Raw genomic sequence first — 15,234 nt, 5'->3', positions numbered from 1 at the left:
AATTCCCCCTATGGTTCTTTTATCTAAACTTATGAATTATGGTTTGGTAATGGTTGTGGCAACGTCACATCGCTCATAAATAATATGCCGATACCCGTTCCGCCTGAAATTTTAACGGTGGGCGGAGTGTTAAAGTTTCTGCTCATCACACTTGCATATTGTGTACCCACATTGCCGAGCCCCAATGCAACATACTCACCTGGATTGAGACTTTTATAGGTCGTGTGACAAATGCCAAAGAAACAATCCTGTGTTGCACCTGATTGCAAAATACCTTGCGACAAACCGGACAAAAATGCTGATGCGAACAACGTACCGTAACGCAGTAGATAGTGATTATTTACATAACCAGCCACAGCAGTTCGCGCTGTGTTTGGATCAATCGCTACTGCATTAATCGGAAAGGTATGTGCAAAGTGTGGCACATTAATAACACTGAATTTAACCAACACTTTTTTGTCAACCCGAGTGAAGTTACCGATCAATTTAGCACCTTTTAATTGGCCTGTTACAATGGTTGCTAGAATTGGGCTTTTCTCATCACTATTGATACCTGTATCCAACACGGCAAACATAATGCTTCCTGCTTTGACAACAGGCCCAGATGCTTTTGCGGATTGTGATTTTCCATCACCATTTTCACTAGCGCCTGCACCAACACCCCCCGGACCGGCAACACCCGCTGGTGTTTGCACAGCTTCGGCATAGGTTTGCGTGCTGCTATTACTCCATTCCGCCATTAATTTCTGCGCCTGCAAACTCATTTGCCCTTGCATTTGCTGGACGAGATCACGCTGTTGCTGTTGATTTAATTCCTCTTGTTGCATTTTTTGAATGGCACGCAGACGCGCTTCCGGTGAGTTGCTTCCAATGGAGGGTAGAGACGCACTGCCATTCGTTTGATTTGCGCCACTTTCTGTATTGGTGGTCGGAATATTGTTATTTCTAGCCTGACCTTGCGAAGTCGCTGCGGGTTTTTCTGTCGCATAACCTGATTGTTTTGCAGTATAACCTGCTCGCAAGAGGTCGCCTTTGGTATAGCCCGCTCTTTTCAACTGGTCGGCACTAAAACCTGCATCTTTTAATGCGGATGCTGAAAAACCAGCATCGTGCAGTTCTTTGGCACTAAAGCCTGCGTCTTTTAGTGCCTTCGCACTAAAACCTGCTGCCCTTAATTCACCGGCATTAAATCCCGCAGCCTTTAATGCTGCTGCACTAAAGCCTGCGTCTTTTAGTGCCTTGGCACTAAAACCTGCATCGTGCAGTTCTTTGGCACTGAAGCCTGCATCTTTTAAATCTTTGGCACTAAAGCCCGCTGCTTTTAATGCCGCTGCTGAAAAACCAGCATCCTTCAACTGGGAAGCATTGTATCCCGCCGCTTTCAATTGTGCTGCACTAAAGCCTGCTGCTTTTAATGCAGCAGCAGAAAAGCCAGCATCGTGCAGTTCTTTTGCGCTAAATCCGGCTGCTCTTAATTGCGCCGCCGTGAATCCTGCAGCTTTTAATTCTGCCGCTGTATAACCTGCTGCTTTTAATGCGGCCAAACCACAACCTCTTTCTTTTAATTGAGTTGCAGAAACACCAGCCATTCTCTCTTTCTTTAGCTCTTTAATACTGCAAGAGGTAGAAGAAAGTTCGGCAGCTTTAATTTCACCCGACGAAAAGCCTGCTGCTTTTAACGCCGCTACACCAAAGCCAGCGGCTTTTAAATCCTCAGCACTGAGGCCTGCATCTTTTAATGCAGCCGCACTGAATCCCGCTGCCTTCAATTGTGCCGGTGTAAAGCCCGCGTCTTTTAACGCCTTGGTATTAAAGCCAGCCGCTTTTAATTGTGCCGCTGTAAAACCCGCATTTTTTAGCTGCCCGGCTGAAAAACCGGCATCATGCAGTTGTTTCGCTGTAAAGCCTGCTGCCTTTAATTGCGCAGCGTTGAAGCCCGCATCTTTCAATTGTGCGGCTGTAAAGCCTGCGGCTTTTAACTCAGCGGCAGTGTAACCGGCCGCTTTCAACGCCGCCAAACTACAACCCTTGTCTTTTAACGCTTTAGCAGAAACACCATTAGCGCGTGCTTTCTTCAGTGCTTCCACATCACAGATTTTCGATGCCATGTTAGCCGCTCTAATTTGCGCCGCGGTGAATCCTGCTGTTTGTAACGCTGCATCGCTGAATCCAGCTCCTTTTAACGCTGCCGCAGAAAAGCCTGCTGCTTTTAATTGCGCCGCACTAAATCCTGCCGTTTTTAAATCAGCCGCTGTGAATCCTGCTGCATGCAATTGTGCCGCTGTGAAGCCTGCATCTTTCAATTGTTGTGCAGAAAATCCTGCTGTTTTTAATTCAGCCGCCGTGAATCCTGCTGCTTTCAAAGCTGCAAGTCCGCAACCTTCTTTACGCAGTTCTGTCGCAGTAACACCATCGGCTCTCGCTTTTTTCAACGCGGCAACATCGCAGTTCGTTTTCGTCGTATTGATACCGGCTGCTTGTAATTGTGCGGTTGAGTAGCCGGCTGCCTTTAATTGATTGGGTGCAAATCCGGCTGCCAATAATTGGCCTGCTGTAAATCCAGCCGCCTCTAATTGTGCCGGGCTAAATCCAGCCGCTTTTAAATCAGCAGCGCTAAATCCAGCGGACATGAGTTGATCCAGCGTGTAACCACATTTACGCAAATCAGCGGCTGAATAACCCACATCTTTTAGATCACCCGCAGAATAGCCTGCTAAACGCAATGATGGGCACGAACATGATTGACACAATAATTCCTCTGCCGTCACGCCGGCACTTCGCGCTAATTTTAAATTAGCGACGGTACAACTTGCAGGGTTCGGTTTATACATATAAACCACTTTTTTAATCGGACATTCCAATTTTTTCGGGAGTGGAATGGCTTTAGCAGTATTTTCCTCAAAAGAATCTGGCGAGCCTACAAAGCTTTGACGCGTTATCGTTGGCACAAAGCTCGTTGCATCTCTACGTGCGGCTTTAGCTTCCATTGCATTTTGTATGTTTTGCGATTTCACATAGGCATCGGAAGGATTACCTGCGCCAGGCAATGATTGAATACCCGGTGAACCGGATACAGCAGCGTCACTCTTGAAAGCACTTGTTTTTTCATGGTGATGCCAAATGAGAGCGACAAGAGCCACAATCACAACTAGAGCAACTGCAGCCGTAACGACACGAACTTTAGCGCTTTGGAACAATTTGCCGAAATTTTTCATCTTATTATCTGCCATCTCACAACCCTTCAATCATCAACTTAACTAATTTTCCGCGTGCCGAAGCTAACACCACAGGCGTGCTTTGCAATTCATAAGCATGTGTTCCATCTGCGCTACTCATCGTTGAAATCCATCCCGGCGATAACACGGTTAAACGTGTGCGTAAATATATGTGGCCGTCCAACAACCACCCTTGGCAATCACCGCCCGTAATCGTGAGTGCTTTACTACCTGTTGGAGGCACCCCATCTAATACATTTAATAACTGCGGACTTTCACTCGCAGGCAAGCCACTGAGTACAGGATTGGCATTAGGACCAATACCGGGCACACGCAAATCAACGCGATAATCAACAGCACCTTGACCCGGTAATAACGTAACCATGACCGGTGTATCCAAGCCCTTCAACATAACCGCTAAATTGCCTGATTTATAATGACTGAGCGATTGCACCAATAATGTATTCCCCTTTTTGTTCCACTCGATATTAAAACCTTGTGGGTTACCGAGGTCATATGCCTGAATCGGCCATGGCGCTCCCGTAGAATCTAGAAAAACCAATGACGTCACAAAACCTGCCGACAAACGAATAATCGGCGGCGTTGCGCCCGGCGATAAATTCACTAAGACCGATGTCGAGGTTGGCTTCGGTGGTACACCTGGATCGGTAGCGGCTGCCCGCTGACTTTGATCGAATAGTTTTCTTAATGTTTTAATTTGTTGCGGTGACAACGGCATCATGTTACGCACCGTATTGGCAAACGCTTCATCGCTAACACCTGGGTTTTCTCCTGCTTGAAGTGCTGCTGAGGCTTGTTGTCCGTTACTCGACGCATTCTGCGCTACATTTTGCTCCTTATCTTTATTCAACAAAGAATTAATAACCGTTTGTTGATTCTGTTGGCCATCGTTTTTGTTCGCTGCGCTACTGCCTGTCGGCGTAACATTAGATTTCGGTGCAATTAAATCCTGAATACCATAATAACCATAGGCCACCATATTGACACTGACGACACCCAAGATGATTGCAAATAGTGCGGTAATACTTTTTCTCATCACAACTTTTCTCACTGTTTCATAACTTCATATTTCATATTATTGGCCCGCGCCCCCTCCTAGTGCATCAGGGTTAATGGTCTCTGCAAGGAAATTATTAATCGCCACCCGCTGCGGATAATCTTGAACCGGCATACGAATCACAATGAGGGTGACATTGAGTGGCATATGAATATTATGTCCAGCACTTTCATAGGTGACCAACAAGGGCATCTCGATTTTCCAAGCATAATGTCCATCTACAATTTCTTTTTCGACAACTTGGGGCGCAGCCGTCACAGTGGCATTTGAAACCATTTTCAAATCTGTCAATGTTTTTAAGTTGTTTGAGCTTTTTAAGCTATTCAAAAAGTATTTCCAACCGTCAGGCGTAAAATTATTAGAAGCTCGTTGTAACTGTTCACGCCAGTGCACGTAGTCTAAACTAAATGCTTCGCGCACTGCATTCGTTGCCCACTGAACAATAAAATCATCTGGCACAACAGGGTCAGTCAATTTGTGCAGCACGATAATGCGACCATCGGCGGTGGTCGCAAAATATTGCGGCGCCGGAGGATTGGCCCACTTGTAAAATATCATGAAACCAAGTACGCAATTGATCACTAAAACAATAAGTAACGCCATAATCGCACGACGATAATTATCGCGATAAAACGCATTTCGCAAAATGATTAATTTTAAGCCGTCTTGCGCCATAATGTTTCTCTAACCTATGTTCTTATCGCATTAAAATTATTAATTTGAATTCCCTTCTCCGCATTCAGCACGGGCACACGCAAGATATCCATTGTGATAATAAAGTGTGCCTTACGAGTTTCATTAGCACTCGTGTAGGTCACCAATAAAGGTAGCTGCACTCGCCAACTGTAACGACCATGTACAAGTTCTTCGTCCAAAATAACAACTGGACCACTAACTACAGCGTCCATATAGAGTTTATTTTGTGTCAATGACTTCAAGACACCCGAGCTCTTCATTGCATTCATTAATGCCCCCCACCCACTAGGAGTAAAATAGGACGAGGCTGTTTTTAGCTGGCTTTGATAATTCACAAAGTCTAGGTTGTAACACGCACGCGTCGCGAGTGAGGCCCACTGTAATAAATAACTGTTTGTGACCACCGGCATACTGAGTGAATACAGTGGAACAACAATGCCCGTCGTTGTTGTCGCATAATATCTCGCTTTTGGCGTCGTTAATATCTGATAGGCTAAAATCGCAGAAAATACGATACAAATAACAATCATGACCAGTAAGGCGGATATGGTACGACGGTAGCTATCCCGGTATAGGTTATTTTGTTGTAATGCTAATTGTTCGATATCAGAGTTCATATAATTCTCTACGCATAAGGTACGGTGCTAGGATAAAACCGAAAAGTCACTTCAACACGACGATTAAAATGTCGCCCTACTGCACTGCCATTCCAACCCACTGGGTTCTTTTGATTAAATCCCATCGCGTATTCTAAGCGTGCATCAATACCTCGAGACCATAAATAACTGGCAACCACCTGCGCCTGGCGTGTCGTTAACGCCTGTTCGCGTTTAACGTTGTAACCCCTATTGGTATATCCTGCTATTTGTACATTCACTTTGACATAGGTGTTCATGAGCCTTGCGAGTGTTCGCAGTACCGGTCGGTAACTAGTTTGAATATTCGCAGAATTCGGATTAAATAAATAATCAGACAACAGAACTACACGCATGGTTTGACCGAGCTTAATAACTTGAACGTTATTTTTGCGTAGCTCGTGGATATACGTTTGGCGAATTTGCGCAAGTGTTTTAGGTGCTGGCGGCCTAGGCGGTGTTTTTTTGGCGCAAGCTGTTAAAAATAAACAGGCCCACAATAGTGTAATCAACGCGAATAAACGGTATTGAATATAAACTAATTTACTTCTTTTATGATTTTTCATAGTCATTAACTACCATTAATGAGCTCCTTCTACGTTTTTGGTTTATCTTTGTCTTCGTCTTTCTTCTTTTCTGCGGCTTCCTTTTTCTTCAAAGAAATCGCCTTAATTAAATTTTTCACCGTTCCTGCTAATTCGCCACCTGTCATATCAGGTTTTACCTCCGGTGGATATTGCGTTCCTTTTTCCATATCGCCAATAACTTCAATGGCAACATTCATCGCTTGCTGACCTGTTTTGCCACACAAGCGTTGAATATATTCAACCTGATCGCGCATTGTTCCTCGATCTAATAGCGGCTGCTTGAATTTTTTCAAATCATCAGCGATCACTAATCCTTCCAAATGATCAGACTCCCGCATTGGCATGAAAATGTTAAGATGGTCCGTCTCCATGTTCGAGACTTCTGCAAAAAAATCGGCAGGAATACCACCATCACTTTGGATTTGGAACTTAGACAACACCGCAACTGAGCGTTCGATAGGCGTCATCGATGGATTGCTCTGGAATATTTCAGAAATATCTTCTACTTCTTCATTACTGGCCTCGACATCTGAGATCAATACACCATTGGCTGCAATTTTTTCGAATTGCTCGAAACATTTATTTAATTTAATCACATCGGCATCGGAAGGTTGATCCACTTTAAGAAAGTGATTCAACCGCATCGATTTAACCGGTTGGGGTGATGCATAGAAAAATTTTCCGCGCACAATTTTCGATTTGAAAAAGAAATGCCCTTCCCCTTGGCGCTGTTCTTTGAGATCAAGCAAATCAATACGTGCTCGCTTTTCCACGCGCGCGCCACGTGCGTCTTGGTATGTACCTAATACGCTACCCTGATCCACTTGGAAACTTTCCACATGGGTAACATAAGATTCGCCGGCCGATTTCATAAAGAAGTCCCACGTTTCCGTGGGATCTTCCATTTTCATACAAATTTTTATATTTGTATTGGCACCGATAGACGCAGCTTCTTCTTTTGAAGCTTTTTGAAATGCCGGTAAATCTTGGCCAGCGAAAACGACGGAAAAACCTAGCGAACGAGCCTGTGCCGGGACCACCGCGAAACCTTCCACGGCGTAATAGCCATATTCATCAAGAATGCACAGATATGGTGTGTTGGAGTTTGTGGGTTTCGAATCGATAAGATCCGAATAAGCACCCTCCACATTTTCACCCAAACCCGACGCCATCATTGCTTTCAAAGTCGAAATGATGATTTTTCCTAAATTTGATAATTCATCTGGCGATTTTTCAAGCGCTGGTAACAACACGCATAAAATGCGTCGATTTAAGACGACATCTCGCAAGTCCACTTCTGCTAATTTGGTTCGCATGATATGACCGTACGTATCAGCCAACGACGTAAACACGCGCGTTAACTGCATGGTGATAAAACCATGCTGCTCGAGCACCTGCGACACCTGCTTACCTTTTTTCTCTTTATTAAAACCTGGCAGGTTTAATACATAGTTGTTGATGGGCTCCACAACTGTCGGTGGAAAATTTTCGAGACTAACTGCCTCTTGGCCATCACGAACAAATAACTTATCGATTACCATTGTTTCTAGTTTAGATAAATGAAAATAGTTACGAATCGTGTTGGCGTCTAATAAAATGTGGCCGGAGTCACGCATCGCCACTAACACCTTCATCAACGCCTCAACGAAAGTGATCGCACGACCTTTCCACATATCACCGTCGGGCGTGGATGCTGACTTATCCATCATACTCACCACAAGCTGAGCCAACATACTAGAAGAACCATTGGCAAATGGATTCAATGTGTTTGATAAACGCAATTCCTGAGGGCCAATAATATCGCGAGCACCGGTCATGAAGTTAATGAGCAACATGTCGTCTTCGCGCCCCATGGTGCGCACCATCGAGAAGAGCTTAGCAAATAATGAGTTATCGCCCTTACCATCGACATAAATAAAACCACTGGCCTGCAATAATGAATTGTACGCCAATGAAATCATCGCCTCCGTTTTACCACTACCGGTTGAACCGAAAATTAAAACGTGAGTACGCATGTCTTCGTTGCTAAACCAAAGTTCTTCTTTAGTTTTATTATCATTGCCAAAGAAATAAATACCGCTCGCCGTACGTGGTTTATTGCGGGTACCGGGCTTCGGATCGTTATAATCTTTTAAATGTGAGCGCATGGGCAACCGAAACGGCAGCTTTGCTTTACGTGTGTAACAATACGCAAAACACCCAATACCGACCAGCAAAATAACGTCGCTAAAATAACAAAGAAAAAAGGTCACCATCGCGAGAACGACTAGAAATATAGCCACTTGCCGAGGCGTCTTTAAAAAATCAGCAATGCGCATACTCAGCGTGCGCGTATCTCTCAATACCGCCGAGTGAAAGCGTTCATGCTGTTCTTCTAGGCCGCGTGGCTGGTATGCCATTTTTCCTCGTCTCCAACATAAAGAATATCTTTAACCGCTATCTCCAACGCACTGACAGCCTCTTGCACCATCGGCGCTCGTAACGGACGCTGTAATTTTTTTTCAGCTAACCAATGAGCAAATAATCCAGCCACTTCCACAACCGGTGTTTGGCGACCCACACTGTTTAACATGTACCACAGTCGTCGATCGACCGGCTTTAGCCATAAAAATTCTGCTGTGGCTAATACACCATCCATACGCGCAATGCCGAGCATAGAAGCCATCAACGTGCCAATATATGCATGGCGTTTTTCCAGCCATCGAATCACCTTTGAGTTTTGGCATTTTTCGAGCTGCTCTGATACACCGCTAAAATCTAATTTGCCATGCGCAGCCGAGGCTGCAATTTGAGCCAATAAATCATGGGCAATTTGATGGTTACGCTCAGCACGTGCCACGAAAATAACAACTAGCGCTTTTACATGAATCGGCAACGCTTGCACACCTTTCCATAGCGGCCCCATTTGCATCACCATTAATCGTTCCGTCTGACCAATTTTTAATCGCCATTCTTTGTGACGATCTTTATCTTCAACCAATTTTAATAAATCGTTTTCTCTACAAAAATCCAAAGGTAACTTCGCCATTGCCCACGGGCCTTCATTCAAATCTTTTTTTAATAAATTAAGCGAAACAACCGGCGTGATCTGCGGCCAGTTTTCAACTTCACATTTCTTTAAACTTTGCATCGTGTAGGTATGGCGAAATCGCGACGCTCTGTTGTGAAACCACATAAAAGCAGCTAATCCAACTAATACCGCCATCACCGGAAAACGAAACCATCGACCAAAGCTGTCACTAATCGCACCGATCTGTGGGAACGTCACCGTTTTTTTATCCGCCACCGCCATGAAATGTTGCCAATAATCTAATTTCGACGCGGCAATATGCGGCAAACCAAATAAACCTCCGACAAAATTAGCTCCCGCAATAACCCCCTTCACCAGCTCAATTTCATAGTGGCGAATGAAAAAGATAAACGAAACAATAACGCTTTCTTCTAGCCACCACGCAACTAATACACCAATCGTCAACAACACCAACAACCAGAAGAAGTTAGCGGTTTGGTCCGTAGCATTTTGTTGAGATGGGTACATGAATTACTCCGCCAATACCAATTGATGATCAGAAAAATAATATCGCTTCCCTTGATGCACGAATTCAAGGATGTTTTGATCATCGATTGCATCTGGTACCAAATTCACTAGCTCATTACCTAATTTATCTTTGCGAGGTTTTGCATATTCTTCAGAGATAATTTTGGATTTGTCGACGGCGACAATAACATACGCTTCTGATGTTTGAGAAAGCTTTTTACGAACTACTTGGATAACATCTTCTTCTTTTCGATAGACAGGACGACCAATCATGTAGCTTCCTAAAGAGCTCAGTTGATTGGCCCATTTTTTCATGTCATGGCCATTGGCCTGATATAGCGATACATACAATTTAACACAGTTCTCACCAGCCTCAGGGATTACGCTATTTTTTACGCCTTCAACGTCATCGAAATGTTGCCGTAATTCTATTGCATGATCGCGAATTTCTTTTAACGGTTTAATCGTGTTTCGTAAAAATAATGATTCATCCCAATTGCCGCCTTCCAACACATGATCAACCGCTGCAATGATGGCATTGCAAAGCGCGAGGTAATCTTTTTCTTCACGGCGCCCCAATTCATTAAAATTTTCGGCCGCTAACAAAAATTTACCACTTTCTTGATTGATACACTCAATCAAGCGACGCTTAAGTTCCTCATATTTGAGGTCCTTGCGTACAGTGTGTGGAAAACCTAGTGTCATGTGCTAGATCTCATCATGTTCATCGTATGCCCATTAACATGCGCTTCAATCGAGTTCGTCATTTCTCTCAATGCGGCTGTTAAATTATAAACAGCTCCTTGAACTCTATCAGGTGATACTTTGTTTGTATTAGCTGTATTAGCAACCATGGTATGCCCTTAACGTAACGATGTGATTTCTTTACAGGTCATCCATGATTCCTAGCTCAAAAAGAAATAAGGCACTTCATCCGCAGGCCATGGGACAATTCTACGATAGAAAGCTTAAGAGAATATTAAGGACGAGGGTCCGACCATCAAATTCGAGGGTTTAATCATACATCAGCTCATCTAAGGGCACTGCCTCTTTAGATGGACTGCTTTTCACCAATTCATAGAGAACATCGAGAATACAGAACAAGCGAAGGACGTCTGGGGTGAAATCATCGAAGCTAACTTTAACGCCGAGCAGCGATTTTTCCACGTCTTCAAACGTGGCTCCCAGACCATACCCTAAACACAACGACGATAGTTGATCGGCTCGTTTGGTTAAACCGGGTAACAAGCCCGTATCGGCAAAAATTTCATTATAGGAAATTGGGCGGCCCTTCAGTGTGAAGCTAGCACCGATTTGCTTTGTCATGGCAATGAGTTTATTGGCAAGCTTCATTAGCTATCCCACCAGGGAATCGCTATTTTACGTTTACCCGCAATGAGACCACGAAACCAGCGCAAAAAGACATCGATGGTAAAACCATATCGATTTAACAAGGTAAAAAAGAGTGTAGCGACGACTGCAACGACAAAGGTCCAAAGCCGAATATGCAATAAAAACAACAACATTGGGAATGCATTTTTACCGTCCCAAATAAAGAATCGAACTGACCGGGCAGAATCTCGCCAGTGCGCTTTGTCTAGAGATACCATGTGTTTTCTCTGCTAAAGCTAAAAGAGAAGATAGATTAGCATATTTTTTTCTCAAAACAAAAGGTCTAGTGAGCGAAGCATCGGGTGATATTTTTTTAATTATATTTCAACAACTTACTTATTGCCATGTCGCCGTTGAAATCAATGGAAGATTTTTTGGTTTTTAAAACAATTTCTAGAGGAATCCTTAATATTTTCTTAAGGTTTGTGCCTTACAATCTAAGTCGTGTCAGGGAGTGCTGATCGGCGCAAGGGAACTTTGTATCCATAACAACGTTTCTTATCAAATACGAAAAGATTATGAAATTCAAAACCCTTTTGCCTATACTTCTGGCTTTATCCTTAGTGGGCTGCAGCACTCATAAATACCTTACTTACTCGTACATCACAACAAACAGCGCCCCTATCCCTACGGTTAACAAAAACACCCAAGCACAACTGGCTGAAGCCGCCACTTCTGTAGGCCACTCATTACAGCAAATGGACGCCATTCAACTGGCAATCCATCCGAAAGCGAAGCTACCGTCGCCGTTGAATCCAGCCACAATCGGCATGGCACAACAGACTTCGCTCGATTGGACCGGTCCGATCGAACCATTACTTCACAGAATTGCCGAGGCCAGCCATTACAAAGTACGTGTGCTAGGAAAAGAACCTGCGATCCCCGTTATCGTGGCCATTAATGCCAATAATGTGCCGTTAGCGGATATTTTGCGAAACGCTACTTTTCAAGTTGAAAAGAAGGCAAACATTACACTCTATCCATCAACGAGAACGATTGAATTACGATATTATCCGAGTTAAAGCAGTAAACAGTTATGAAAATAAAGCGATATCGTGTAAAACCAGTATTAATGCTCATTGCAGCCGCTGTCGTCACAACGGGTTGCGCAGAGCCTCAAACAATAGTATCAGAATCGATTAGTACTGGAGCGCCGATATCCGCCTCATCTTCATTAGCGCAACTAGGTTACGTACACTTAAATCAATTACCCACCGGTGACGGCAAAGTCAATAATATTCGTTTAGCCGCATTACGCGAAACAGCAACGACACTTGGAGCACAAGGCGCTCTCGCTTGGCGTGCTCAACACATCGATCTCGCTTTAGAAAAACAAGCGAGCTATCTCGATCATATTTTTAACTTTAATCAGCTGTTACTCAAGCATAATGTCTTACCACCGGTTTTGACAGAATCCGATGGGAATCTTAATTTAGCAGACGACAATACCATTCGCATGGCCGATAAAACCTATACCATCGTCTCACCGGCAAGATTCGTCACCACACCACCAACCTGGCGAAATTACATCTGGCTTACCTTCAAAAAACCCGATGTTCCTGACACAACCTTATTGCCTGTCAATCAAGCAGAAGCGAAAATTTGGAACTTCTATTTACAAAAGGGGTGGAAAGAAGGGTTGCAACAAGCCAATGAAATTTTCGCTGCAAACCTTAGTCGACTTAAACGAGACTATTTAGGGATAGTTCTCTATCGTAGACTGTTGGCCGAAGGCATGATTACTTCACCACACGTGTCGAAAGCTGATCTTGGAGTGACAGGCAATGCCGATCAACTTCGCATTAACGATGAAGTCATGCGAATTACAGCTCGCTCAGCGTTACAGCCAAATAGTAATAAATGGAAGCCCATTTTAACCAAGTAAGGTTTGAGGGCGCTACACTGGATAACGAGTATGTCAGATACTGAAAATAATACACTATACCCTCAAGAACCATCGCGTTTCGAACCCAAACATATCGATGACTTATTGGTATGGTGCTATCGTAAGGGCGCCTCTGATATTACTGTTCAAACAGGCTCACCAATCATTGCCGAAGTGTATGGACGTATTTGGAAAATCACACGCCGTGAATTATCCAATGCCGAAGTCAGCGACTTATTGAACGCTATTTACGGCCCAAACGGCACGACACAAATCATGCGCGGACAAGACATCGACACGCATTATGAAGTTCGACCCAACCGCAACGAACGATATCGTCATCGTGTCAATGGAACGGGTTGCCACGTCGATGGGCACGAAGCTATCCAGATAACCATACGAACGATCCCATCGGAACCACCAGCGTTATCGCGCTTAGAATTACCACAAAAAATTGTCGATGCTATTGCGCCCAATGAGGGCGTCATTTACGTGACGGGCGCAACCGGTTCTGGAAAAAGTACGTTGCTTGCTGCCATTATTAAAGAATTAGCAGAACAACCCGAGAGTCATCGCAAGATATTAACATACGAAGCACCGATTGAATTTGTTTATGACTCCCTCGATACACCCACCGCTATCGTCAGCCAATCAGAAATTCCGCGTCACTTGCCGACCTTCGCCGCTGGCGTTCGCAATGCTTTGCGACGAAAACCGCGATTAATTTTGGTTGGAGAGGCGCGTGACCCCGAAACGATTAGCGCTGTTTTAGAGGCCGCCCTGACCGGTCATCCTGTTTATACGACCTTACACAGTAACGGTGTTGCTGAAACCATTCGTCGCTTAGTCGGCAGTTTCCCGAAAGAGGAGCGCATTGGTCGCACAATCGATATTATCGAAACCATGCGCATGGTGATTTGGCAAAGACTCGCACCATCTATTGATGGCAAACGCGTTGCGCTTCGGGAATTTTTAGTGTTTAACGAAAAAATTCGCGATGAATTATTAGAGAGCGATCCCGAGCAAATTACTGCAACGACCCGCCGATTGGTTGAAAAATACGGTCAATCGATGCAGGTTGATGTGGAACGGAAATATCAAGAAGGATTGCTATCTGAGGGAACGTATAAAATTTTATCGGCAAAATCAATCCAACAACAAGCACTATGAAAACATTAAAACCACATCATGCTTTATTAATCTTCACCGTCGCCATTGTCCTGATATTAGGCGTTATCTCCTTGTGGTTTTTTACGCCCTTGGTCCACTCTGCATTTGATATTTATTGGATTTTATTCGCAGGCGTTTTGATTTTAGCGCTCACACCCCTTGGCGGAATACGCACGAGTGCTCCTGATGATGATAATAAAACTCACCCGTCATTTGGATCCTGGATTTTACGAATTGTGATTTTAGAACTTAGCTTAATCGCTATTTTTTACGGGATTTGCCATCTCACTGGGCATGTCTTACCTGTTCTCACAACATCGCAGCCGGGACTATTTAGCACCTCGCTATATTATTTGTTGGTTCATTTAGGTCTATTCCCTTTTACTGCATTTGCGCTCATCGCCTGCGGATTCGGATATCTTAGCTACCGCGATAACCAAGATGCTTATTTCAGCACGGTTTTACATCCCGTTCTGAAATCTAGCGTTGACGATGCAGTTGGCTTAATCACCAACACGAGCGCTCGCGCTGCAACTATGTACGCTTTGTCGAGCACCATTGCGTTTATGAGTTTGCTCATAATCAGCATTTTTATACCTCACAAAACGCTGGTTGCCTTTACAGGTTTCAGCCCGATCCCTTTAGTCACGGTGTTTATTTTGCTGGCGCTTATTTTGAATAAAAAATTTAATCAAAAAATTTATACATTAATAACCAAAAAACAAATGTCACCGATTATTGTGATGCTTGGATTTACACTGCTTTTAGCGGCGGCATTAATAATTCTGATTTTATTTTTTAGCGATCATGGCGGCGCTGCAGTACGAACCCCCGGCTTAATCAAGTCGTTATTGAAACACGGCTGGGCTAATGCATACGATATATTTATTTCAATGTGGTGGATCTCATGGGCACCGATCACCGGTATATTTATCGCAAAAATATCAAGAGGCCACACTATCAGAGAAATTTTATTAGCAACCTTAGCGCTACCACTGCTCATCGGCATTGTTATCTTTTTCATCCACCATTTCCATA

13 protein-coding genes and 1 pseudogene are annotated in these 15,234 nt (G+C 44.0%); 4 read left to right on the top strand and 10 right to left on the bottom strand.

The window, feature by feature from the left end; all coding sequences use genetic code 11:
- Positions 1-29: 29 nt before the first annotated feature.
- The 10 genes from dotG to icmT form a co-directional block, all read right to left on the bottom strand.
- Positions 30-3,215 (bottom strand): type IVB secretion system protein DotG/IcmE, encoded by a 3,186-nt coding sequence (gene dotG / locus ACJMKR_RS02355; RefSeq protein WP_423064274.1) that lies wholly within the window; start codon positions 3,213-3,215, stop codon positions 30-32.
- Positions 3,216-3,231: 16 nt separating this feature from the next.
- Positions 3,232-4,272 carry a DotH/IcmK family type IV secretion protein gene (locus ACJMKR_RS02350; protein WP_423063613.1) on the bottom strand — a complete coding sequence of 347 codons (1,041 nt, stop codon included), beginning with the start codon at positions 4,270-4,272 and terminating at the stop codon, positions 3,232-3,234.
- Between the two features lie 39 nt (positions 4,273-4,311).
- On the bottom strand, positions 4,312-4,968 hold the full coding sequence (locus ACJMKR_RS02345) for a type IVB secretion system apparatus protein IcmL/DotI (protein ID WP_423063612.1): 657 nt from the start codon (positions 4,966-4,968) through the stop codon (positions 4,312-4,314).
- A gap of 14 nt (positions 4,969-4,982) precedes the next feature.
- Entirely contained in the window at positions 4,983-5,606 is a 624-nt protein-coding gene (locus ACJMKR_RS02340) for a type IVB secretion system apparatus protein IcmL/DotI (RefSeq protein WP_423063611.1), read from the bottom strand.
- Positions 5,607-5,614: 8 nt separating this feature from the next.
- Positions 5,615-6,190: an OmpA family protein gene (locus ACJMKR_RS02335; RefSeq protein WP_423063610.1), complete on the bottom strand. Its 576-nt coding sequence runs from the start codon at positions 6,188-6,190 to the stop codon at positions 5,615-5,617.
- Between the two features lie 29 nt (positions 6,191-6,219).
- Positions 6,220-8,610, bottom strand: coding sequence for a TraM recognition domain-containing protein (locus ACJMKR_RS02330; protein WP_423063609.1), 2,391 nt, complete (start codon positions 8,608-8,610; stop codon positions 6,220-6,222).
- Positions 8,586-9,749 (bottom strand): type IVB secretion system coupling complex protein DotM/IcmP, encoded by a 1,164-nt coding sequence (gene icmP / locus ACJMKR_RS02325; RefSeq protein ID WP_423063608.1) that lies wholly within the window; start codon positions 9,747-9,749, stop codon positions 8,586-8,588. Before icmP ends, ACJMKR_RS02330 begins: the two co-directional genes overlap by 25 nt.
- 3 nt (positions 9,750-9,752) lie before the next feature.
- Entirely contained in the window at positions 9,753-10,391 is a 639-nt protein-coding gene (gene icmQ / locus ACJMKR_RS02320) for a Dot/Icm secretion system protein IcmQ (RefSeq protein WP_423063607.1), read from the bottom strand.
- A 372-nt stretch (positions 10,392-10,763) separates the two neighbouring features.
- Complete coding sequence (locus ACJMKR_RS02315; RefSeq protein ID WP_423063606.1) at positions 10,764-11,102, bottom strand: type IV secretion IcmS family protein; 339 nt, start codon at positions 11,100-11,102, stop codon at positions 10,764-10,766.
- On the bottom strand, positions 11,102-11,359 hold the full coding sequence (gene icmT / locus ACJMKR_RS02310; protein ID WP_423063605.1) for an IcmT/TraK family protein: 258 nt from the start codon (positions 11,357-11,359) through the stop codon (positions 11,102-11,104). The genes ACJMKR_RS02315 and icmT overlap by 1 nt, the downstream gene beginning before the upstream one ends.
- A 300-nt stretch (positions 11,360-11,659) precedes the next feature.
- Between icmT and dotD the strand changes: the two genes are divergently transcribed.
- The 4 genes and pseudogenes from dotD to ACJMKR_RS02290 form a co-directional block, all read left to right on the top strand.
- Positions 11,660-12,163, top strand: coding sequence for a type IVB secretion system lipoprotein DotD (dotD, locus tag ACJMKR_RS02305; RefSeq protein WP_423063604.1), 504 nt, complete (start codon positions 11,660-11,662; stop codon positions 12,161-12,163).
- A 14-nt stretch (positions 12,164-12,177) separates the two neighbouring features.
- Positions 12,178-13,026, top strand: coding sequence for a type IV secretion system DotC family protein (locus tag ACJMKR_RS02300; RefSeq protein ID WP_423063603.1), 849 nt, complete (start codon positions 12,178-12,180; stop codon positions 13,024-13,026).
- Positions 13,027-13,056: 30 nt separating this feature from the next.
- A complete protein-coding gene (dotB, locus tag ACJMKR_RS02295; protein WP_423063602.1) occupies positions 13,057-14,196 on the top strand; it encodes a Dot/Icm type IV secretion system ATPase DotB in 1,140 nt (379 codons plus the stop codon).
- Positions 14,193-15,161 (top strand): annotated as a pseudogene (locus ACJMKR_RS02290) (BCCT family transporter); the annotation flags it as partial. The gene dotB and the pseudogene ACJMKR_RS02290, both read left to right, overlap by 4 nt.
- Positions 15,162-15,234 lie beyond the last annotated feature (73 nt).

Source organism: Candidiatus Paracoxiella cheracis (assembly GCF_049348705.1).
Lineage (GTDB): Bacteria > Pseudomonadota > Gammaproteobacteria > Coxiellales > Coxiellaceae > Paracoxiella > Paracoxiella cheracis.
The sequence above is the reverse complement of the archived record's forward strand: the minus strand, read 5'-3'. Positions and strand labels throughout refer to the sequence as shown.